The organism is Sulfurimonas sp. HSL1-2 (assembly GCF_039645565.1).
Lineage (GTDB): Bacteria > Campylobacterota > Campylobacteria > Campylobacterales > Sulfurimonadaceae > Thiomicrolovo > Thiomicrolovo zhangzhouensis.
On record NZ_CP147914.1, the window covers coordinates 740,956 to 760,711 of the forward strand.

At 58.0% G+C, this 19,756-nt stretch carries 23 protein-coding genes; 1 reads left to right on the plus strand and 22 read right to left on the minus strand.

The window, feature by feature from the left end; all coding sequences use genetic code 11:
* Positions 1 to 78 precede the first annotated feature (78 nt).
* From WCX18_RS03725 to WCX18_RS03815, 19 genes are all read right to left on the minus strand, one after another.
* On the minus strand, positions 79 to 762 hold the full coding sequence (locus WCX18_RS03725) for a hypothetical protein (protein ID WP_345989707.1): 684 nt from the start codon (positions 760 to 762) through the stop codon (positions 79 to 81).
* A gap of 180 nt (positions 763 to 942) precedes the next feature.
* Positions 943 to 1,296 carry a holo-ACP synthase gene (gene acpS, locus WCX18_RS03730; protein ID WP_345989709.1) on the minus strand — a complete coding sequence of 118 codons (354 nt, stop codon included), beginning with the start codon at positions 1,294 to 1,296 and terminating at the stop codon, positions 943 to 945.
* Positions 1,293 to 1,961 (minus strand): carbonic anhydrase, encoded by a 669-nt coding sequence (locus WCX18_RS03735; protein ID WP_345989712.1) that lies wholly within the window; start codon positions 1,959 to 1,961, stop codon positions 1,293 to 1,295. The genes acpS and WCX18_RS03735 overlap by 4 nt, the downstream gene beginning before the upstream one ends.
* Before the next feature lie 9 nt (positions 1,962 to 1,970).
* Positions 1,971 to 2,246 (minus strand): hypothetical protein, encoded by a 276-nt coding sequence (locus WCX18_RS03740; RefSeq protein ID WP_345989714.1) that lies wholly within the window; start codon positions 2,244 to 2,246, stop codon positions 1,971 to 1,973.
* Between the two features lie 89 nt (positions 2,247 to 2,335).
* Complete coding sequence (locus WCX18_RS03745; protein WP_345989717.1) at positions 2,336 to 3,643, minus strand: hypothetical protein; 1,308 nt, start codon at positions 3,641 to 3,643, stop codon at positions 2,336 to 2,338.
* 49 nt (positions 3,644 to 3,692) lie between these two features.
* The gene (locus WCX18_RS03750) at positions 3,693 to 4,154 is read right to left on the minus strand and encodes a DsrE family protein (protein WP_345989719.1); all 462 of its coding nucleotides are present in this window, start codon (positions 4,152 to 4,154) and stop codon (positions 3,693 to 3,695) included.
* 191 nt (positions 4,155 to 4,345) lie between these two features.
* A complete protein-coding gene (locus WCX18_RS03755) occupies positions 4,346 to 5,272 on the minus strand; it encodes a DUF302 domain-containing protein (protein WP_345989721.1) in 927 nt (308 codons plus the stop codon).
* An 11-nt stretch (positions 5,273 to 5,283) separates the two neighbouring features.
* A complete protein-coding gene (locus tag WCX18_RS03760; protein ID WP_345989723.1) occupies positions 5,284 to 5,715 on the minus strand; it encodes a DsrE family protein in 432 nt (143 codons plus the stop codon).
* 1 nt (position 5,716) lies between these two features.
* Positions 5,717 to 6,094, minus strand: a complete 378-nt coding sequence (locus WCX18_RS03765; RefSeq protein WP_345989726.1) for a DUF255 domain-containing protein — start codon at positions 6,092 to 6,094, stop codon at positions 5,717 to 5,719.
* Complete coding sequence (locus tag WCX18_RS03770; RefSeq protein WP_345989728.1) at positions 6,087 to 6,995, minus strand: MBL fold metallo-hydrolase; 909 nt, start codon at positions 6,993 to 6,995, stop codon at positions 6,087 to 6,089. The genes WCX18_RS03765 and WCX18_RS03770 overlap by 8 nt, the downstream gene beginning before the upstream one ends.
* 13 nt (positions 6,996 to 7,008) lie before the next feature.
* A complete protein-coding gene (locus WCX18_RS03775) occupies positions 7,009 to 8,565 on the minus strand; it encodes an OprD family outer membrane porin (RefSeq protein WP_345989731.1) in 1,557 nt (518 codons plus the stop codon).
* Positions 8,566 to 8,714: 149 nt separating this feature from the next.
* Positions 8,715 to 10,484 carry a thiosulfohydrolase SoxB gene (soxB, locus tag WCX18_RS03780; protein WP_345989733.1) on the minus strand — a complete coding sequence of 590 codons (1,770 nt, stop codon included), beginning with the start codon at positions 10,482 to 10,484 and terminating at the stop codon, positions 8,715 to 8,717.
* Positions 10,485 to 10,496: 12 nt separating this feature from the next.
* Positions 10,497 to 11,267 carry a sulfur oxidation c-type cytochrome SoxA gene (gene soxA / locus WCX18_RS03785; protein WP_345989735.1) on the minus strand — a complete coding sequence of 257 codons (771 nt, stop codon included), beginning with the start codon at positions 11,265 to 11,267 and terminating at the stop codon, positions 10,497 to 10,499.
* Positions 11,268 to 11,270: 3 nt separating this feature from the next.
* Complete coding sequence (gene soxZ, locus WCX18_RS03790) at positions 11,271 to 11,606, minus strand: thiosulfate oxidation carrier complex protein SoxZ (protein WP_345989738.1); 336 nt, start codon at positions 11,604 to 11,606, stop codon at positions 11,271 to 11,273.
* Between the two features lie 41 nt (positions 11,607 to 11,647).
* Positions 11,648 to 12,124: a thiosulfate oxidation carrier protein SoxY gene (soxY, locus tag WCX18_RS03795; RefSeq protein WP_345986264.1), complete on the minus strand. Its 477-nt coding sequence runs from the start codon at positions 12,122 to 12,124 to the stop codon at positions 11,648 to 11,650.
* A gap of 11 nt (positions 12,125 to 12,135) precedes the next feature.
* Positions 12,136 to 12,666, minus strand: a complete 531-nt coding sequence (gene soxX, locus WCX18_RS03800; RefSeq protein WP_345989740.1) for a sulfur oxidation c-type cytochrome SoxX — start codon at positions 12,664 to 12,666, stop codon at positions 12,136 to 12,138.
* 107 nt (positions 12,667 to 12,773) lie between these two features.
* A complete protein-coding gene (locus WCX18_RS03805) occupies positions 12,774 to 13,949 on the minus strand; it encodes a HAMP domain-containing sensor histidine kinase (protein ID WP_345989742.1) in 1,176 nt (391 codons plus the stop codon).
* Positions 13,939 to 14,592: a response regulator transcription factor gene (locus WCX18_RS03810; RefSeq protein ID WP_345989744.1), complete on the minus strand. Its 654-nt coding sequence runs from the start codon at positions 14,590 to 14,592 to the stop codon at positions 13,939 to 13,941. The genes WCX18_RS03805 and WCX18_RS03810 overlap by 11 nt, the downstream gene beginning before the upstream one ends.
* Positions 14,589 to 15,707 (minus strand): cache domain-containing protein, encoded by a 1,119-nt coding sequence (locus WCX18_RS03815; RefSeq protein WP_345989745.1) that lies wholly within the window; start codon positions 15,705 to 15,707, stop codon positions 14,589 to 14,591. The genes WCX18_RS03810 and WCX18_RS03815 overlap by 4 nt, the downstream gene beginning before the upstream one ends.
* A gap of 253 nt (positions 15,708 to 15,960) precedes the next feature.
* On the opposite strand from WCX18_RS03815, the gene WCX18_RS03820 reads away from it, so the two are divergent.
* Positions 15,961 to 16,800 (plus strand): hypothetical protein, encoded by an 840-nt coding sequence (locus WCX18_RS03820; RefSeq protein WP_345989747.1) that lies wholly within the window; start codon positions 15,961 to 15,963, stop codon positions 16,798 to 16,800.
* A 30-nt stretch (positions 16,801 to 16,830) separates the two neighbouring features.
* Here WCX18_RS03820 and radA read toward each other — a convergent pair whose 3' ends face one another.
* The 3 genes from radA to WCX18_RS03835 form a co-directional block, all read right to left on the minus strand.
* A complete protein-coding gene (gene radA / locus WCX18_RS03825) occupies positions 16,831 to 18,177 on the minus strand; it encodes a DNA repair protein RadA (RefSeq protein ID WP_345989749.1) in 1,347 nt (448 codons plus the stop codon).
* Between the two features lie 88 nt (positions 18,178 to 18,265).
* Entirely contained in the window at positions 18,266 to 19,144 is an 879-nt protein-coding gene (gene ftsY / locus WCX18_RS03830; protein WP_345986273.1) for a signal recognition particle-docking protein FtsY, read from the minus strand.
* Positions 19,145 to 19,147: 3 nt separating this feature from the next.
* Positions 19,148 to 19,723, minus strand: a complete 576-nt coding sequence (locus WCX18_RS03835) for a TlpA disulfide reductase family protein (RefSeq protein ID WP_345989751.1) — start codon at positions 19,721 to 19,723, stop codon at positions 19,148 to 19,150.
* Positions 19,724 to 19,756 lie beyond the last annotated feature (33 nt).

Consider the following 19,756-nt stretch of genomic DNA (forward strand, 5'->3'; position numbering starts at 1 on the left):
AGGTGCTTTGATACCTCCCGCAATTTGGGAGGTTTTAGAGGAAGAAATATGTTCTTCTTTGAGCAGACGCTGAAGACGTTAACTCCCTGCGGGACGAGCACCGAAAAGGTCGGAGTAAAATTGATCCGCACAGCGTTTGAACAGTGCTTCTGAATAGTTTTTAAGACCAATGGCGTTATTTTCGAACAGGCTGTCGTAATCAGGGGCGTCATCCGTATATTCGGGATCGAACTCACAATAACTTTCTCCGATGATTCGGTTTGCTCGGACATCATAGACTTTTAACTGCGCTTCATACATCACTTTGTAGCTTCCCCAATGCGTACGGTAATAGTTGACGCTCCATACTTTGTCTCTTATGTCAATGACATAATCGACGTCTTTATAACTTTCAGGTACCGAGTCGATAGGATCGGTAAAAATGATAGAGGGGTGAGTAGTCCATACCATTTGATTTTCGTTACTGAGCATTTTTGCCAAGTCGGTACTGACAAAATGCGAGGGGGTGGAGGGGAGCTCATTCTCGTGCACGGCAGTATCTGAAGCTGCATATAGCACACCACCTATAAGACCTGTGAAGCCGAAGAACAACGCTTTGCCGGGTGTCATGACAAAAGGTTCCAGTGGAGCATCATAATGAATAATGTCGAAATGTTTACCTTTTAAAGAGGCGTGTTGATCCTCTGGTAGCGGCTGGACGCTTTTATTGGCACAGCCAGCGAGCAATATCATGAACACAACGGCTGAAGTGAGAAACTTCATTGGCCTATCTCCTTTTATATGGTGTTCGCCGTGTCTGAAGCGGCTGGAAAAAGTATAGTAACACTTTTTGTTTTTAATTAACTGAAATATTTATAACTTCAGAAAAAATTGACGGAAAAGTCTTTAAGCGTTGGGTACTTTGTTTACTCCAGGAGAGAATAGCGAAGGGAAGAAGGATAGTTAACGGGCGGTTTCAAGTGCAACGACGGCGATGGCGAAGCCGCCGTCGTGGGTGATGGAGAGGGAGGCGTCGGTGATGCCGAAGCGTGCGCGGACGGTTTCGGAGAGGGCGAGCCGGGGAGCGCCGCGATCGGTTTTGCTGAGGATGATATCGTGGAACCCGCACTCGCTTCCGATGCCGCAGCCCAGCGCTTTGGCACAGGCCTCCTTGGCGGCCCAGAAACCTGCGGCGGTGTGGGGCTTGCCTACGAGGGCGATCTCATCGGGAGAGAGAAAGCGCTGCAGTGCCCGTTCGCCATGCCGCGCGATCAGCCCTTCGATCCGCTCGATTTTGACGAGGTCGATGCCGATCATAACTGTTCGTAGTCGGCGATCTGTTGCTGTTCGGCGAGGTCGCTCAGCGGTACAAAACGCTTCTGTTCGGGGTCATAATAGCTGATATGCCCCGTCTCGATGTCGTAGTACCAGCCGTGAATGAAGAGTTTCTCCTCTTTGACCAGTTTGTTGACATAGGGGTAGGTGAGGAGGTTCTCGATCTGGGAGAGGATGGAGAACTGTTCGGTGAGACGCAGCAGCGCTTCGCGGTCCCCGTCCATCCCCAGGACGGCAACCGCATTCTCTTTGGCCTTCATCCCCAGGGAGAGCCATTTGCGCGTATGGATGAGCCCGGGGTCGCTGATCTCCTCAAAGAGCGCCTGGCAGGCACCGCAGTGGGTATGGCCGCAGATGATGATCTCGGAGACCTTGAGGACGCTGACGGCATATTCGATGGCCGTGGCGGTGGCGTGGAAATCTTCGTCGGGCTTGTAGACGGGCACGAAGTTGCCGACGTTGCGCATGACAAAGAGGTCGCCCGGCTTGCTCTGGATCATCAGGTCGGGGATAACGCGTGAATCGGAACAGCCGATAAAGAGGGCCTTGGGGCTCTGCCCCTCTTTGGCGAGGCGGAGCAGTTCGGCCTCATGCTCTTTGAAGTAGACCTTTTGAAAGAGTTCGTTGCCTTCGGCGTATGTCTGCATGGGAGGTGATCAGAGTTTGCAGCGCTCGATGTTGAGCATCTTCATCAGCTTTTCGAAGACGGCACCTGCTTCGCGGTCGTAGTCGTCGTGGTATTCGATGACGATGAGCTTGCGCCCGTTGGCGCTTTCGGTCAGGTAGACGCTGCGGTCCAGTTTATGCTCTTCGTGGATCTGCGCCAGGGCGGCATTGATCTGTTTATACTGATCCTCGGTGTCGTAAGCCAGTGTGATTTTGGTGTAACGCTCTTCGCCTTTGTAATCCGCATCAATGCATGGTGCTGCCATAGGAATCCTCTACCGTTTATCTTTGGGTTGATTATACTGAAACTCTTTTGAAGGAAGCAAATCCCGGGGGCGTTTGCGCGCCGGGGTGCTTAACGTGCTTCGATTCTGACCTCCAGATGGGCTGCGGCGGTATCGGCGATGAGTTTTTCCATGTCGGGACGGCGGTCCGGGGAGGGCGGCAGGGCCGTCAGCTGTCCCATCAGCAGGCTGAAAAGCTGGATGGCGCTCAGTCCACTGCGGTTGATGACGCTGATCTCCAGGGTGTCGGCCCGGCCGCGCAACAGGGCAGAGAAGGCCGATTCCGCTTCGGTGATCCAGCGGGTCAGTGTGGGGCTGTAGGCGAATTTTTCGCGTTTTCTGTCGAACGTACGCCGCAGCAGGATGTCATATTGGCCGATGTAGGCGGCGAAACGCTTGTCCGTTTTCAGCAGCTCGCGGTAGGCTTTGCCGTCGGTGCTGCTCTGTGCGTGGAGGGAGTTGAAAAGCAGGTCGGGCAAGCCGGGGGGCTGAGGGGTGCGGGCCGGGGTAAAGAGTGCCGAGGCGTTGCGGAGGGTGAGGTGCAGCGCCATGGTATCGCTGTTGCCCCGTTCGTTACCGTTTCGGGATCGGAAACGGGTATCGATGGTGTCGTTGCCTTCAAAGCTGTTCGTGAGTGCAAAGCTGCCGGAGAAGGGAGAAGCCATTTCGGCGGCATAGAGGGTGTGGAGTCTGCTGCCGACATAATCGGCCCGTTCGGTGTCATTCGTGTCGAACCACGCCTCAAGCAGGTTGGGGGTCGCCGCGAAGGCGCTGTCCGACGCGTTCGTCTCGAGGGTAGCCCCGCGGTAATCGAGTATGACGCTGCCGATGACGCGTTCGGCAAAAGCGGCCCCATCCGCCGTGCGCTTCATCCTGTTGGCAAAATGGAGCGCGTCGATATGCAGGTGGGTAGAAGGCGCCTGGCGGTAGTGGTCGAAGCCTGTGATGTCGAGCGCTTCAAGGTTGCCGACGATGGCCCGTTCCAGGGCATCCACCCCCGGGGTTGGCGGCGGGGGAATCTCAGGCCCTTTGGCGGCGAGATACTGCCGCCGGAGACGTTCGACCTCCTCGAGTTCTTTGGTTGTCGCCTCGAACGTCTCTTTTTGCAGCAGCACTTCCAGCGCCCGGTTGAAGGCGACGGTACCCTTTTCGAACGCAGTGACGACGGTGGCATTGTCCTCAACTTCCTCCAGGGCCTGGCGCACCGCCTCGCAGACAAATTGCGTTTGGGTTGTACGGCACTCCGGGGAGAGCTTCCCTTCCGAACGGAAGCTGAGGTAGTGCGTGAGGTTCTCCGCGGGGTTGTCCGTGGCTTTGGGGACGGGAACGGCGAAAAGGAGCGCCGCCGGCAGGGCAGCGATGAGGAGAATAGGTTTCATGGGAACATCCTTGAAATCTCATTGTACTTCAAGAAACCCAACAGGCCGGTCAGTCGCCGACGGGAAGGTAGGCGTACCCCTCGTTCTGCTTTTCGATCAGGCCGACACCGGCGTTCAGGACCGTCGCAATGCCGGGGTAGATATCCTTGGCGTCGATCTTCTTCTTGGTCATTCCCGCCTGGCACATCAGGAAGGTGACGTCATAGGTCTCTGCCAGCGCGGCAATGCGTTTGGCGAGCTCCGGGGCGGCTTTTAGCAGTTCCGGCTCCTTGGCAAAGTCGTACCGGGCCGGCTCTTTGAGAAAGAACTTGTAGGCGTTCCCGTGGATGACGACGGCGACGTCGAGCTCTTTGAGTTGGTTCTCAAAGTAGGTCTTGTGGGCGACGATCCCTTTGAGGATCTTCTGTTCAAAGGTGTGCATGTCGCCGGTGGTCAGGTCGATGACGACTTTGGGGTTCGCTTCGGCAAAGAGCGAGAGCGCGGTCAGCAGGACGAGGAAGAGTTTTTTCATACGGTCTCCTTGGTGGAGTGCATCATATCGGGGGAAAGTAAAAACTATGTAAAAATCGCGATCTAGTGTCCGGTCCCCGTGGCTGCCTGCGGTTTGTGACGGAACGAACGTAGGAGTAGAAGAATGAATCAAACCAGTTCGGCAGGGAGGGGGGCCGAGGTTGCAGGCAGCCCCGGGGACCGGACGGAGGGTTACTCCGTCAGGTCGCCCAGGAGGGTCTCGAAATCGTCCTGGGCTTTCATGAGCTCGGCCGTGGCCGCGGCATCCTGGACGCGCGCGCTGCTCATCCAGTTGTAGACGCCGGGGAAACCGATGACGATCTTGTCTTCGCCTTTTTTCTTGTACATCATCATCGTACAGGGCGCGAAGGCCGAAGCCTGCGGGCGCGTCCTGGCGACGTTGTAGATCACCTTCAGCTTGCAGATGGAGTAGCTGTCATAGAAATCAAACGGGTTGTCTATGCTTTCATCTTCTCCGACGACCATCTCGAAGTCGAGGGTATTGGAGAGCACGAAGCCTTTGGGGCTGAGGCCGCCCTGGATCCCCATAGCGAGCTCCTCTTTGGCATCTTCGTACTCGTCCCCTTCCACTTCGAGGCTGTAGGTTGAAACCAGCGGTCCCGTCGCCGGGAGCGGGTTCTCGTTTTCGATTTCCATGGAGGCCTTCGGCATCGCTTTTTCCAGGGCTTTCATCGCGGCCGTCTCGATGTTTTTCAGGATCGGTTCGACACTGCCAAGGCCGATGATCTTCGCCATCGCCTCGGCGGTCAGGACGGAGACGTGCAGCTGCTTCTCGCCCTTGTGCTGGTAGATCCCGAAGCCCATCGGCACGAAGATACCCGCGTCGGGGTATTTCACGACGAGCTTGCGGGAGAGGTCCGTATGGTAGGCCGTCAGCAGGTAAAAGACGTCGAAGTCGCTCTGCTGGAACTGGATGTTGAACGGTTTGTTCATCTCCGTATTGGCGGCGATGGTGAAGCCGTTGGCTGCAAGTGAACGTTCGATCACCTGCGGCAGGTCGCTCTTGGGATCGTTGTCGACGCTGTAAATGCGCAGGTCACCCTGGGCATGCAGCGCGACAACGGCTGTCAACAGGAAAAAAAGCATCTTTTTCATCATGGTGTTATCCTTTAGGGTTTGATGTAGACCCAGCCCTCTTTGACCCGCTCGATCATCTCGACGATGCCGGCGGTGACGACTTCGACGTCGTCGATCAGCTGGTCTTCGGTAATGTTTTTGGTCCGCATTGTATTGCCGCAGGCGACAAACGTGACGTCGTACAGCATCAGCGTGCGTACCCGCTCCGCAATCTTGGGATTGTCCTTGAGCACGGTACGGATCCCGCCGGAATAGGCGACGATCTCCATCTGGACCTTCTCCGGTCCGTAGAACTTCAGCACGTTGTTGGCGGAGCTGAGCACATGGTTGATCGCCTCGTCACTCCCTTCGGTCACCGAGAAAACGACCTGGCGGGGGTTGTCAAGGGCCGGCTTGGGGTCGGCGAACTCCGTATCGGCACTCAGCCAGGCGGCGAATGCCAGTAAGATGATCAGAAAACGCATGTTACTCCTTTGTGCACGCCGCTTCGGTCAGCGCGGTAAAATCTTCACGGTTCCATGAGCCGGGCACCGTCTTGATGACATGGCCCTGCGGGTTCAGGATGACGAAAGTCGGGGTCATCGGGACCCGGGCTTCGAAAGGGACACTCTGCCGTGAAAGGTTTATTTTCACCGGCACGAAACACCCCTCCACCCAGCGGCTCATCTCCGCGTCGTCAAAGACGGCACGCTCCATGTCGTGGCAGTAGTGGCAGTCGTCGCGGACCAGGGCGGCGAGGATGTTCCTGCCGCGCTGCGCAGCTTCGGCCGTCCCCTCTGCCCAGCTGCGCCACTCGACGGCGTCGGCGAGCAGCGGCAGCAGCAGCCACAGCAGCCTATTCATCGTCCCACTCCAGCATCCGGTAGGCCACCTCGACGTTTTGCGCATGCATCGCGTCATAGAGGGCGACACTGCGGAAAGCGTCGAGGCGGATCGTTTTGGTGGCCTCGGCAATGCCGATGCCGTCGTCGATGGCATCGCGGACACGGTCGCGCAGCTGCGTCAGGTAAACATAGGTCATCTGCAGTGCGTCTTTGCCGGTGCTTTTGCCGTGGCCGCCGATGATATGCTTCAGCGGCATCGCCTGCACCGTCTCCAGCGCGGCGATCCATCCGTGGAGGTCGCCGTCGCGCAGGGAGGGGATACGGTCGTTGAAGACGAGGTCGCCTGCAAAGAGCGTTTCACGCTTCGGCAGATAGACCATGAGATCCTCTGCCGTGTGGGCCTTCCGGGTGAGGCGGATGATTTGGAGCGTTTCACCGTCAACCTCGAGCGTTTCATTGGTATCGATGCTGTGTGAGGGCAGCACGACTTGAGTCCCGGCATAGGCTTCGGGGCTGATGCGTTTCTGCATCCGCGTCGTCTCCTGCGGGTTGACCGCTTTTTGAAAGAGGCCGGGTCCGTAGACGGGGATGCCCGCTGCGGCGAAGTAGCCGTTGCCGAGCCAGTGGTCGTCATGCACGTGGGTGTCGATGACCATGGCGGTCGGCTGGGCTTTGATTGCCTGCATCTTGGCCGCGGCCTCTTTGGCATAGGCATGGGTCGGGCCGCTGTCGATGACGAGCCAGCGGCGGCCGGTATCGACGTAGCAGCTGTTGACCATATTGCCGTTGTTGACGGTGTTCATCACCTCCGGCTTTCCGAAAAAACAGTAGATGCCCTGGGCAACATTGACCGGTTCGAGACGGTACTCGAACGCCACTGCCGATGTGAAGCAAAGCCACAAAAACCAGAGCATTTTCATCTGTCGATCCTTCTTAGAAGAGGTAGTTCAGCTCGAAGCGGTACTCGTTGTAGGAGTCTTTGTCATACCCCGCTTCGCGATCTTTTGCATCGACCAGGCCGATACGGACTTTGGCTTCCAGGCCCGGAACCGCTTTGATCTGTTCAATGATATCGATATGGGCAATATTGCTGTCCGCCTGGACGCCTGCCGCCTGCTTATCCTCGTCGAAGTCCTGCATGGCGTAGCGGACCATTGCGCTCAGGCCCGGAACCAGGCCGGCCTTGTCGAAGTTGTAGTTCACCTGCGCGGCGGTCGTTTTGGTATTGGCGTACCAGTTGTACTGCGCCATCGCACGGGTATAGCCGCCCGTCGGGAAACCGCGCCACGGTGCGACGATGTCCGCTTCGTCGGCGACGGCAGAGTATGCGACCATCACCTTGAGCGGACCGCCTTCGGCGACGAGGCGCGCCATCCAGAGGCTGGAGTCGAGGCTGTCCGGCGTCGCGTAGCCTTTGGTGTCGTCAAAGACGGCCGTGCCGCCCGTCCAGTCGACGAGGGTGCCTTTGAGAGACGCCCCGCCGACTTTCCCGCCGCCGTCGTCCATCTGCTGCATGTAGCGCGCACCCGGCGTGACCGTCCAGCCGCCGACAGGGATGGCATAGTTGATCTCACCGGTCAGGGAGCTGACGACGCCCGGCACGCCGGCGTAGGTCAGGTCGAGCTGCAGGTTCTTGATCGACTTGTTCTGAATGTCGGCGACGATCAGCGAATGGGTGATGTCATCACCCGCCGCGCGGAAGTTGTTGACGCTCAGACCCTTGTGGACTGCGGAGTCGTCGTTGCCGTCCCAGTGCGACTTGATGCTCGTGTTGGAGTCGTCATAGGTGAGGACGTCGTGGAAAGTCTCGTGGTCACGCAGCTTCTGCTGGTAGAACCAGGCACCGCGGATCCGTGTCTGCGGGAGCTCCTTGGTCGTAAAAGAGTACCCTTCGAAGGTGTTCGGGATCATCTTCGTGTCGTTGGACTTGGTCAGGAAGCTCTCGAAGATCTGACGGCCGGCGACGAAGGAGGTCTTGGAGATGTCGTACTGGACATAGGCCTGTGCCAGCGTCGCGAAACCGTAGTTGCCGAGGCGGTTGACGTTGTAGCGGCTGGTCGTGTCTTTCCCGGCCTTCAGGTAGCCGATGTTCGCTTCGGACATACGTTCGCCCGGGAACGGGTTGTCCGTGTAGTAGAGACCGGCCGTGGCGCTCAGGCCGTACAGGGAAGCGGTTTTATAGATCAGGTTACCGCCGAGCCCCAGGGCACGGTTGTCTTTGTTCTTGGTCTGGGCCGTATCGTCGTTCTTCCAGTCCCAGTTGAAGGAGTTGACGCGAAGGCGGCCGTAGACGATCCCTTTTGAGAACATCTCCGTAATGGTGTCCGCTTTGCCCGGAACAACATTGTAGACTTCCATCATATTGCCTTTCAGGGAGCGTTTGACCTTGAATGCTTCACCGTCGTCCGCATACGCGTTGCTTGCCAATGTACAGGCCAGTGCTGCTGCCGCAGCCGCCGAAATGAATTTGATTGATTGAATAGTAGCCATTTTCTCATCCTTTTTTTATGAGTGGCGTGAGATAATGTCCATGGTGAAGAATCACTGTCCATGCGACATTCTCACTGCTTGGCGGCAGGTACCAGCTGCCGCCTTCCTCTGGTTGAAACCCTACACTCCGTGCACGAAAGCCGTGCCGCTTACGAACATCCCCCGCCTTTTGCAGGACAGCCGCAGTCGTAGTCGAGCAGTTTGACGTTGCCTGCATTGCTGACATCGACCGTTTTCTTGCGGCGGATGTAGTCGCGGACGACGTCGTAGACCGGGCGGGTCTTCCCTGTTTGGAGGTTGGAACCCGCATTCTGCAGGTTGCCGCCCCAGGAAGAGACCACGTAGGTCTTCTTCGGGTCGAGCGGCTTGCCGCCGACGCGCAGGTTGCTGATACGCTTGCCGCGCGGGTTGCCGACGGTGATCTCGTAGGTCATCCCGCCCAGGCGGCTCATGTCGCCGCCCTGCTGATAGAGCGGGTTGGCGTTGAAGACGTTGTCGGCGATATCCTCGAGCAGGGCGGCGATACGCTCGCCTCCCAGTTCGAAGGTATAGACGTTGGGGTAGGTGATGCCGCACATTTCGTAGACGTTGTCCATCAAAATGTCGTCGCCCGGCAGGACCGTCGTCCCCCAGCGGTAGCCCGGCGTGAAGGAGATGTCACACTTCATCTCGTCCATGATCGCGTCGTTGATGAGCTGGTCGAAGGTCGAGAAGAAGGTGTCGCGCTTGTAGAGCAGCCCCTTCGTTTTCCCGAGCACTTCGTTGAACTCCTTGTCAAACGGTGCATAGAGCTCCGCGACGAGCTTCTCGCCCGCCGGGTCCGCCGGAATGATGTTGGACGCGACCGGGATGAGCTTGTACTCGTACCCCTTGACCTTGTGGTCACGGATATCGATATCGAGGCGGCCGACGTATTTGCCGTGGCTGCCCGCAATGACGATAACCGTACCGTCAATGACAATCGGCTTCGGCGAGGGGTCATGCGTATGGCCGCTCAGGATGAAGTCGATGCCGTGGACCTTGCGGGCCACCTCCTGGTCGACGCTGAAACCGTCGTGCGACAGGACGACGACACAGTCGACCTTGTGCTCTTCACGCAGCTCGTCGACATACTCCTGAAGGGTGTCAAGCCGCAGTCCGAAGCTCCACCCCTCGGTGAACTCTTTGGGGTTCGCCGTCGAGGTGAACGGGAAGGACTGGCCGATAATGCCGATCTTTGCCCCGCCGCGCTCTTCGATGGTGTACGGTTCGAAGATAAGCTCTTCGTACTCCTCGGCAAAGGGATCGTCCCCGATGATGTTCTGGGAAACGAACTTCGCATCGAGCATCCCGATGAGCTCCTTGACACGCTCTTTGCCGTAGGTGAACTCCCAGTGGCCGACCATGACGTCGACGCCGAGGTAGTTCTGCGCCTTGACGATCGCTTCGCCCTCTGTTTTCAGCGCGACGCCGGTACCCTGCCAGGTGTCGCCGGAGTCCAGCAGCAGGACCCTGTCCTTGCCGCGGCGCTTCTCGACCTCGTCGATGAGGGTCTTCATGTGGGCGATACCGCCCATCTTTCCGAATTTTTTCGCCAGCGTTTCGAAATCCATGTGGGTATCGAAGTAGGCGTCAAGGGAACTCGGCTCCAGCCCGTAGTGCTTGGCGAAGGATTCGCCGCACAGGAACCCGGGCGTTCCGACGAGGTTCGGCGCCGAGATCAGCGTCGAAGGCTCGCGCCAGTAGAGCGGCTTGATGTGCGCATGCAGGTCACAGATGTGCAGCAGGGTCACATTGCCCGTCTCTTTGAAATCGTACAGATCGGCAAGCGTGATGTCCGCGGGGCTTTTCCCCCCGACGGTCGTCGCGTAGCTGTTGGAAACCGTCACCAGTCCCAGTGCTGCCGCGATCTGCAGAAAATCTCTTCTCGAAATATCCATAACTGCTTTCCTTTAGCGTTTCAGACCGGGGATGGCGATCGTTTTGTTCTTCGCCTTGGCCAGATTGGTCACGTAGACCTCCAGCCCCACCATCTCGTCCGAACCGATCGGCAGCACCGCCAGAAGGGCGTTTTCCATACACCCCTGGAAGCGGCGCTGAAGCGTCCGCAGCTGTGACTTGGTCATCCGGTAGGCCGGCCAGGTCGCGCCGGCGGCGTTTTCACCGAGATCCGGCAGGGGCTGTGTGCGCAGGACGGAGCCGATGATGTCGGCCGAGTGGCAGCTGTTGCACGAAAGCCCGCGCCCGCCGCGTGCGGTCATAAAGACCTCCTCGCCGAGTTTGTAGGCTGCGCGCATCTGCGGGTTGGCGTTGACGTCGACACGCACCGGTTCTTCGTTTGCCAGCGATTTGGCGTAGGCCAGCATCGCGAACATCTCTTTACTGCTGAGCTTGAACGGTTTGTGGCCGTTCTTGGCCATCAGCGCCTGCATCACCTGGTCGACGCCGAGGACGGCGTCGAACGGCTTGATGTAGCGCGGGAAGCCCGAGATGTATTCGGGGAGTTTCGCTTCGGAGACGCCCATGAACTTTGCCAGGCCGGCGTCGCCGCCGCAGTACTCTTCGACGAGTTCGCCGCCCCATTGGACGTCCATCTCCGCGGGGTTGTTCTCCAGCAGTTCGGCATAGAGCGCGCGGTCGGCGTCGCTCATGGCGAACTGCTCACCGCCGATGGCCAGCGTGCCGAGAAGCAGGGTGGCTGCAATGATTGATGTAGCTTTCATGGCTCAGCCTTTCGGTTTGAGTTTTTTCGACTGCTCTTGGACTTCGCCGGTGTTGGTCTTGTAGACGACTTTCAGTGTCCCTGCGGCGGGTACTTTGAAGTTGATCGTGAAGACCGGGTTCGTCGAAACGGATTCCCAGACCTGCATCGTCGTGAAGGGGGTGTCGTTGTAGAAGAACTTCACCTCCGTGATGTAATCGGCGGGGACGATCTTGCCGCTCTTCTTGTCTTTGCGCATCCCGGTTTCCATCGGGTGCATGACCATGAAGTTGACCTTGACGATGTCGCCGCTCTTAAACTTTTTCGGTTTGATCTTGATCAGTGATTTTCTTTCTGCCATTGTCTATCCTTTTATGTTGTTGCTCGGGTATTGCGCGGCGATCAGCCGCATCCGCCGATCGTGACTTTGACGCTCTGCTTTGCGCTGAGGAATTCGCCGGTGCTGGTTTCGGCGACAACAAGGACGTCCTGGGAGCTGCCGAGTTTGATCCGTGTCGCGAACATCGCCGCGCCGTTGGCCGGTGTCAGCATGATGTCGGCACAGCGGACGTTGCTGTTTTTCGTCGCGAAGACGTGGATTGCCTTGACGTAGTCGTCGTTGGTCATCGGGGAGTCTACCTCGATAGTAACGGGTACGACGGCGCCGTTTTCCGCGATTTCAGGGGCTTTGAGGTGCACTTTCTTCGAAGGTGTCACGGCCTTGCCGCCGGTGATGGCCTTGAGGGCTGTATCGATATCCATCGTGTTGGGCCCTTTGGGCGCTTCCGCCGCGAGCAGGCTCTGCGGGGTGAGGGTTGCGGTTGCTGCCGTGGCCGCTGCGGCCAGTCCGATACGTTGTAAGAAGCTTCTTCTTTGCATAGGGTTCTCCTTTAGTGTTTGATGGAAACGATATACGAGGTGATATCGCAGATTTCACGTTCGGTAAAGAGACCGGTCGTGAGGTTGATCGTCATATGGGTGTTCGGATTGTCGACGCGCGCATCGGCAATCTTCTGGTAGACGAACGGATTGTCGCGGGTACCCGTTTCAATGAAAAACGCGTGATAGTTTGTCAGGTCCGGCCCGATATTCCCGGCGCCTTTGGCCCCTTCGATATTGTGGCAGGCGACACAGTTGCCGTACTGCTTCGGCGAGCCGTCCGCATTCTTTTTCGTCAGGCCCGCGGGCAGGTCGCCTTTGGCTTTTTCTCCATTGAGGTTATGGAAAATATAGGCGCCCCGTGCGATCGCGTCCTTGTCGTCCGTGATACATCCTGCCGGCATCGTGTAGGCCTTGGCCGGCCCGAACAGATCCTTCTGGATGATCGACGCCGCTTCGGGGCGTTCGATGGCATCGGACAGGTTGGACGCGAACGCCACACCCAGACCGATGGTTGTACTGAGTAGCAGCCATCTCTTCATCGTGTTTCTCCTTGCTTGGTTTCGAAAATTGTAACGGTGGAATGTAAAAACAATGTAAAAAAATATAAAGATTTTTGATGCGGGGAGAAAAAAGTTTTATTACCTGTTTAAATAGCAGGTTTTTGGCAGAGTTCCGGCGGGAAAACGTAGGTGAATGTGCTTCCCTGTTGCGGTGCGGAGGTGACTTCGAGAGCGATGCCGGCCTCCTCCATGATCGCCTTGACGATGTTGAGCCCGATGCCGAAACCGCCCTTTCCGGTCTCTTCGCGGTAGTAGCGCTCAAAGATCTTCTCGGTGTTCTCGATCCCGAGACCGTAATCCTTGAAGGTGAGTTCGCAGCGGTGGTCGTACTGTTTAAGCGCCACCTCGACGATGCTGTTCTCGTGGGAGTACTTGATGGCGTTGGAGATGTTGTTGTCGATGATGCGCTGCAGCTGGGTCTGGTTGAAGTGCAGGATCACCCCTTCATCGATTTCCGAGGCGATGGTGATCCCTTTCATGGCGGCGACTTCGTTGAAGTAGAGGATCCGCTCGCGCACGAAGGCACTGACATCGATGTCGTCGTACTCGAAAACGATCTGGCGGTTCTTGATGAGGTACTCCATATCGTTATAGATGTTCGAGAGGGTCTTGGAGGCCGCTTTGATGCGCTGCAGGTATTTGCTCTGCGGGTTTTTGCGGTTGTAGAGGTCGATGTTGATGTTGATGATCGAGAGCGGGGTGTTGATCTCGTGGACGGTGTCTTTGATGAAGTTGTCCAGCTTCTGATTGACGCGTTTGAACGGCAGGGCGAAACGCTGCAGGAAGAGCAGCGAAAGGAAAAAGACAAGGACGACGATGGCGATCAGGATCACGGCGACGCGCTCGTAGACGGGCGCGTAATTGAGGTGGTTGGCGACGATGAGATACTCCGCACCGAAATAGCGTTCGCGGGGGAGGGGGATGATAAGGTAGGCGCTGCGGCTTTCGTCGATGTGGTAGCCTGCGGCGAAGTGCTCCATCGGGAAATCGATCAGGGTGAAGACCGGTTTGAAGTGCAGGTCGTAAAGCCCCGAGACGATCCGTTTGAAGCGGGGGTACTCGAAGTAGTTGTCGCGGTTTTCGTCATACTCCTCCATGGCGCTGATGATGCGCGAGGCGTGCTGTTTGAGCATCAGTTCGTTCTGGATCCCGTGGATCTGCTTCATATAGACCGTGTAGACGTAGAGCGGGGCGAGCAGGATCACCGTGATCAGTCCCGTGTAGAGCGCGGCGTTTTTGAGGGCGTACTGGCTATCTTTCAATGATATATCCTACCCCGCGGCGGTTCTTGATAATGTCGGCGGGCAGTTTTTTGCGCAGGTTGTTGATCTGGACGCGGATGTTGGCCGGGTCGACGTATTCGCCCCACACCTCGTCCTGGAACATCGCCATGGAAACGGCCTGGTTCGTGTGCCGCAGCAGGACCTCCAGGATATCATTCTCCGTCTTGCTCAGCGTGATCGGCTCTTCTTTGTAGCTCAGCTGCATCCGTTTCGTATCGTAGTGCAGATCGGGGGCGAGTTCGATCGCTTCGCTGTGCTTGTAGTAGTAGCTGCGCAGCGCATGCTCGATGCGCAGCTGCAGCTCGGTGAGGTCGAAGGGTTTGCGGATGTAGTCGCAGCAGCCGCGCTTGTACCCCTCTTCGAGGTCCTTGGTCTGGGTGCGGGCGGTGATGAAGATGGCGGGGGTCTCGTTGCCCTCGGCGCGCAGGGTTTTGAGCAGTTCGAAGCCGCTGAGGCCGGGAACGTTGACGTCGAAGAGGAAGAGGTCGAAGTGGGCCGCGCAGGCGGCGTCGAAAGCGTCGTCGCCGTTGGCGTAGGTCTCGACGGTGAAGTCCAGATCTTCGAGAAACTCCTCGATGCTGACGCGCAGGGCGTATTCGTCTTCGAGCAACAGAATTTTCATCGTATCTCTCCTTCGATCTTGCGGGCGAGTTTGTAGTGGAGCATCAGCGCGATCAGCTCCTCTTTGGTGTAGGAAGAGAGCACGTCGCGCGCCTCCTCCATAAAGAGTTCCCGGTCCTCCTCGGGCACGGTGTCCTTGAGCGAGAGCAGGGCCTTGTCGTAGCCGCTGTGGTAGACCTTGTTGTCGTACTGCTCTTTCTTGACGATGTCGTAGAGGTTGTTGCGCGAAAAGGCAAGCAGGAAAGAGAGGTCCTCCCCGGTGCGGGCAAAGTGGTCGATGCTCTGCTTGGGCATGACGAAGACGAAGGCGCCGATGGTCTCGCCGTCGCCGTTGTGCATGGGCTCGAAGAAGATGTATTTGTTCTCCCGGAGCATGACGCGCTCTTTGCGCAGCTGTTTCATGTCCAGGCGCTGCAGGACCTTGAGGTTGACGTTGTTGTAGCGGCGGTTGCCGACAAGGTACCAGGCGACGGAGGGGTTGTTCTGCATCAGCACGGCGGTGTTGTAGTAACTGTCGTCGAGCAGTGCGTAGAGGTCGATGCCGAACTTGTGGAAGAAGTCGGTACTGGCGTCGAAGAATTTCAGCACCTCGACGAAACCGATGAGCTCGCCTTCTTCGTACATCGGCACCGTTGCTTTGATCCCCAGCCGCCGTCCGACTTCGATGGAGGCGCGCGGTTTTTTATGGAGGATGATCTCTTCGAGGTCACGGCGGTAGGTGTCGAGCGGCATGCCCGAAAAGAGGTTGTCCGCATCCCAGCTGCGGGCGAAGAGCCGCGAGTCCGCGGTGATGATCTGGGCCCGTACGAGCTCGGAGGTGTTCTGCTGGACGGTCTGGATCATCCGTTTGAGCAGGGCGAAACCGGTCTCGTCGTCATCCTCTTTGAGGGCGTTTCGCAGCGTGTCGTTCTCGGAGAGGATCAGCGCGAAGCGCAGGGCATCCTCCCTTTCGTTGCGCAGCTCGGTACGGAGCGAAAGGCTGAGCTGGTCGCTGACCTCGTCGACGACCTGCCAGGAGACCTCTTTGTTCAGGGAGTAGACGGTCCACGAGAGCAGGGCAAGCATGGCTGCAAAGGGGAAAATGAACCAGAACCGCTTCGGTGTGATGATCGTCAACTTCTTCTCCGTCATAAGGGAGTGATGATAGCCGGATAATATAAATTTTGTATAAAGATTTCAAATCTGTTGCGCAGTTTTTCAGGACACGGTTCGGACCTATTTCAAATTGTTGATCTGAGAACACAAAAGCTGCATGCGGAATAAAATTTAAAAAACCGTCCGTAATCGTTAAAGTTGGTTTGAGTACAATGGCCGCAACGGATTCGGGCGCCGGGCGCGTACCGAAAATGACGAGACAAAGGATGGCGGGATGTTCAGAAGTATTCTGGTGACGGTGATGTTGCTCTCGGGCCTGCAGGCGCAGGCGGCACCGAGCGTGACGCTGAAGGTGAAACAGCAGGAACAGCAGCTCTACAAAACGGTGACGAAAACGGTGACGGTCAACGTGTTCGACATCAAGGGGTCGAAGGAGACGATGGATCAGATCGCGGCGGCGGGTGTGAAGCTGCCGATGGAAGTCAACCAGACGCAGGCCATGACGAAGATCCTGAAAACGGGCCGCACGGCAAAGAGTGGAAAACTCCCCTTCTCCGGAAGCCTGGAAACGGCGGCCAAGGCCAGCAGCAGCCGCGGTGCCCAGGATTCGCACAAAAAGTTTGAAGTGACCGGCACGCTGGAAGGCGCCAAACCCGTCATCGAAACTGTCAAGGGGGAGGGGATCACCCCGGAGCTTGAGGGGCGGGTGAAACAGGCCCTTGCCAATGCCATGGCCACGCCCGTATACCCGGAAAAACCGCTCAAGGTCGGCGAACACTTTACGCAGCAGGTGCCGGTTACGCTGCCGATGCAGGGGGCGGCGCCGATCCAGATCGTGCTGACGACCGAATATACCCTGACAAAGATCAAGGGTTCCAACGCCTACTTTGATATCGTGCAGCAGTACGCCCCCGCGCCGGGTACGGACGGGGAAGCGGTCCGACTCAGCGGAGCAGGGAAAGGGAAGATGACCTATGACAGCAAACTGCTGCAGGTCCTGGCGCTGAAGACGGAATCTGTGATGGATATGAGCGTCAAAAGCGGCGACAAAGTGTCAATGATCAAGACGAAAACGTCCAGCGATATCACGACGACCGTCACGCCGGTCAAATAATTTCTCTCTTTGAGCGGCCCGAGCGGCTGCTCACATCCAGTCAATTAATTTGGTGACTTCGTCGACGGCGTAGCATTTCACGCCGTGGCTCTGCTGTGGCTTTTTGGCCACCAGTGCCTTCCCGATGCCGTGCATGGAAAGTTCGCGCAACCGGGTGTCGAGCTGGAAGACCTCACGCACGTCCCCCACCAGGGAGACCTCGCCGATGAAGACGGTCTCCTTGGAAACGGTACGGTCGCGGAAGCTGCTGATGATCGCGGCGAGTACGGCGAGATCGGCGGCGGTTTCATTGATCTTGATCCCGCCGGTGATGTTGATGAAGACGTCGTAGGAGTTCAGCGGGAGCTCCAGTTTGCGCTCGAGCAGCGCCAGGAGCATGTTGAGGCGGTTGGTGTCGAAGCCCGTCGCCTGGCGCTTGGGGTTGGAGGCGTGCGACTCGCTGACCAGGGCCTGGACTTCGAGAATGATCGGACGCGACCCCTCCATGATGACGGTGAGCGCCGAACCGCTCTGCGCACGGTTTTTGTCGAAGAAGCGCGACCCGATGTCCTTGGCGCTCACCAGCCCCTCGTTGCGCATCTCGAAGACGCCGATCTCGCTGGTGGGGCCGAAGCGGTTTTTGAAACCGCGCAGGATCCGCAGTTCCTGGGCGCTGTCCCCTTCGAAGTAGAGCACGGTGTCGACCATATGTTCCAGCACCCGCGGCCCGGCGATGGAGCCCTCTTTGGTGATGTGGCCGATGATGAAGATGGCGATGCGCCGCTCCTTGGCGATACGCATCAGCTCGAAGGTGATCTGGCGCACCTGGGTGACGGAGCCGGGGGCGGAGGTGACGGCTTCGCTGTAGAGGGTCTGGATGGAGTCGATGATGAGGCACTCGTAGCTGCGGTGGGCCAGTTCGGAGAGCACCTGCTCCAGACGGATCTCGCTGAGGAGGTAGAGGTTGTCGGCATTGGCGTCGAGGCGGTTGGCGCGCAGTTTGACCTGTCCTTCGCTCTCTTCGCCGGTGACGTAGAGGGTGTTGCGGCCCCCCTTGGCGATGTTGGCGCCGATTTTGAGCAGCAGGGTCGACTTGCCCACACCGGGGCTGCCGCCGATGAGCGTCAGCGATCCGGGGACGACCCCGCCGCCGAGGACCATGTCGAGTTCGACGTCGTCGGAGCTGAAACGCTCCACCTCGGTATGGGCGATCTCGTTGATGGGCTGTGCCTTGGACTTGCCGATGACGGAGGACGCGGTCTGTTTCAATACCTCCTGCTGCTGGTCACTGAGCTCTACGAGAGAGTCCCACGCCCCGCAGTTTGGGCATTTGCCCATCCATTTGGCCGAGGTGAAACCGCAGTGCTGGCATTCGAAGAGGGATTTTTTCTTGGCCACGATGCCTCCGTATATCCGTATTGTGTGGGAAAGCATAGCATACCGCCGGCGCGGGCGGCCATACTATGACGCAGTGTCAGAAGGGTGTTTAGGCCTCCGCCTCAAAAATCGGGTCGAGGAAGCCGTCGATAAACTCGAACTTGTTGAAAGGCACGAGGTCATCGGGCTGTTCGCCGACGCCGACGAAGAAGATCGGCAGGCGCAGCGCGTAGGCAATGGAGAAGATCGATCCCCCCTTGGCCGTGCCGTCGAGCTTGGTGATGATGATGCCGTCGACGTCGACCATGTCGTTGAAGGCCTTGGCCTGCGCGATGGCGGAGTTGCCCTGGGTGCCGTCGATGATGAGAATCTTGCGGTGCGGGGCACCGGCATGCGCCTTGTCGCAGATGCGGACGATCTTTTTGAGCTCCTCGGAGAGGTTCGTCTGGGTGTGGAGCCGCCCGGCGGTATCGATAATGACATGCTCGAAACCGCGCGCCTTGGCCGATTCGATGGCGTCGTAGGCGACGGCGGAGGGGTCGTGCCCCTGGCGCGAAGAGACGATGGGGACGCCCAGGCGGTCGGCCCAGCGGGTCAGCTGTTCGATGGCCGCGGCGCGGAAGGTGTCGGAGGCCCCCAGCAGGACCCGTTCCCCCGCGTTCATGTAGTGCTGGGTGAGTTTGGCGATCGTCGTCGTCTTCCCGGCGCCGTTGACCCCGATGATGAGGTCGACGAAGGGCTTTTCATGGTCGGGCTTTTCATAGTTCGCCCAGGCGAGGGTCGCCATCAGCTTCGATTCGAGCTGTTCGCGGGTCACGTCGTCGGTGTAGAGCTCGCGCATGATGATCTCGATGAGATCATATTCGACGTCCGCTTCAAGCAGAATGTCCTCGAGTTCATCCTTTGGGATGCGTTTGCGTTTTTTCGGGGCGACGCTTTTCATCGCCTCCGCGGTCTTCTGGAGCCCTTTTTTGAAGAAACCGAGCATGGTCTATTGTGCCTCCGCCAGCGCTTTCAGGTCGGATTCGAGCATCTCCTCGGGGACGAGACCCGAGTAGTATTTGACGAACCGGCCGTTTTTGTAGACGACCATCAGCGGAATGGGGAAGTCCTGCCCGACCCCGATGGCGCCGGCGACGGCACGGGAGAACTTCTGGTTGTCAGGCGAGTTTACGAGGCTGTATTCCACACCGATGTCTTCTGCAAAACGCGCGTAATAGGCGTTGTCGTTCCCCTCTTCGATGGTCACACCGATGATCTTGACCTTGCCCTCGAATTTTTTCTGCAGGCTGCTCAGGTGCGGCGCCTCGGCGCGGCAGGGCGGACACCAGGTGGCGAAGATGTCGTAGACGACGACCGGTTCGGGGATGCCGCTGATACGGAAGTCCGTCCCGGATTTGGTCACTTCGTAGCTCGAGCCATTAATGTCGTTGAGGGTGTAGACGGTCTTGGCGATCAGCGTTTCCGCGTCGCTTTCCTGTCCGCCTTTTTTGCTGTCGCTGCAGCCGCCGAGCATCATCAGGGCGACAAGTGCGGTTATCGTAAACTGTTTTACCATCATTTTCATACCTGTTTGTTAAAATGGCCGATATTATAACCC

What these genes read in the sequence shown, in the direction of transcription:
- WCX18_RS03725 (WP_345989707.1), bottom strand. Translation starts at nt 762, where the DNA reads ATGAAGTTTCTCACTTCAGCCGTTGTGTTCATGATATTGCTCGCTGGC.
- acpS (WP_345989709.1), bottom strand. Translation starts at nt 1,296, where the DNA reads ATGATCGGCATCGACCTCGTCAAAATCGAGCGGATCGAAGGGCTGATC.
- WCX18_RS03735 (WP_345989712.1), bottom strand. Translation starts at nt 1,961, where the DNA reads ATGCAGACATACGCCGAAGGCAACGAACTCTTTCAAAAGGTCTACTTC.
- WCX18_RS03740 (WP_345989714.1), bottom strand. Translation starts at nt 2,246, where the DNA reads ATGGCAGCACCATGCATTGATGCGGATTACAAAGGCGAAGAGCGTTAC.
- WCX18_RS03745 (WP_345989717.1), bottom strand. Translation starts at nt 3,643, where the DNA reads ATGAAACCTATTCTCCTCATCGCTGCCCTGCCGGCGGCGCTCCTTTTC.
- WCX18_RS03750 (WP_345989719.1), bottom strand. Translation starts at nt 4,154, where the DNA reads ATGAAAAAACTCTTCCTCGTCCTGCTGACCGCGCTCTCGCTCTTTGCC.
- WCX18_RS03755 (WP_345989721.1), bottom strand. Translation starts at nt 5,272, where the DNA reads ATGATGAAAAAGATGCTTTTTTTCCTGTTGACAGCCGTTGTCGCGCTG.
- WCX18_RS03760 (WP_345989723.1), bottom strand. Translation starts at nt 5,715, where the DNA reads ATGCGTTTTCTGATCATCTTACTGGCATTCGCCGCCTGGCTGAGTGCC.
- WCX18_RS03765 (WP_345989726.1), bottom strand. Translation starts at nt 6,094, where the DNA reads ATGAATAGGCTGCTGTGGCTGCTGCTGCCGCTGCTCGCCGACGCCGTC.
- WCX18_RS03770 (WP_345989728.1), bottom strand. Translation starts at nt 6,995, where the DNA reads ATGAAAATGCTCTGGTTTTTGTGGCTTTGCTTCACATCGGCAGTGGCG.
- WCX18_RS03775 (WP_345989731.1), bottom strand. Translation starts at nt 8,565, where the DNA reads ATGGCTACTATTCAATCAATCAAATTCATTTCGGCGGCTGCGGCAGCA.
- soxB (WP_345989733.1), bottom strand. Translation starts at nt 10,484, where the DNA reads ATGGATATTTCGAGAAGAGATTTTCTGCAGATCGCGGCAGCACTGGGA.
- soxA (WP_345989735.1), bottom strand. Translation starts at nt 11,267, where the DNA reads ATGAAAGCTACATCAATCATTGCAGCCACCCTGCTTCTCGGCACGCTG.
- soxZ (WP_345989738.1), bottom strand. Translation starts at nt 11,606, where the DNA reads ATGGCAGAAAGAAAATCACTGATCAAGATCAAACCGAAAAAGTTTAAG.
- soxY (WP_345986264.1), bottom strand. Translation starts at nt 12,124, where the DNA reads ATGCAAAGAAGAAGCTTCTTACAACGTATCGGACTGGCCGCAGCGGCC.
- soxX (WP_345989740.1), bottom strand. Translation starts at nt 12,666, where the DNA reads ATGAAGAGATGGCTGCTACTCAGTACAACCATCGGTCTGGGTGTGGCG.
- WCX18_RS03810 (WP_345989744.1), bottom strand. Translation starts at nt 14,592, where the DNA reads ATGAAAATTCTGTTGCTCGAAGACGAATACGCCCTGCGCGTCAGCATC.
- WCX18_RS03820 (WP_345989747.1), top strand. Translation starts at nt 15,961, where the DNA reads ATGTTCAGAAGTATTCTGGTGACGGTGATGTTGCTCTCGGGCCTGCAG.
- ftsY (WP_345986273.1), bottom strand. Translation starts at nt 19,144, where the DNA reads ATGCTCGGTTTCTTCAAAAAAGGGCTCCAGAAGACCGCGGAGGCGATG.
- WCX18_RS03835 (WP_345989751.1), bottom strand. Translation starts at nt 19,723, where the DNA reads ATGAAAATGATGGTAAAACAGTTTACGATAACCGCACTTGTCGCCCTG.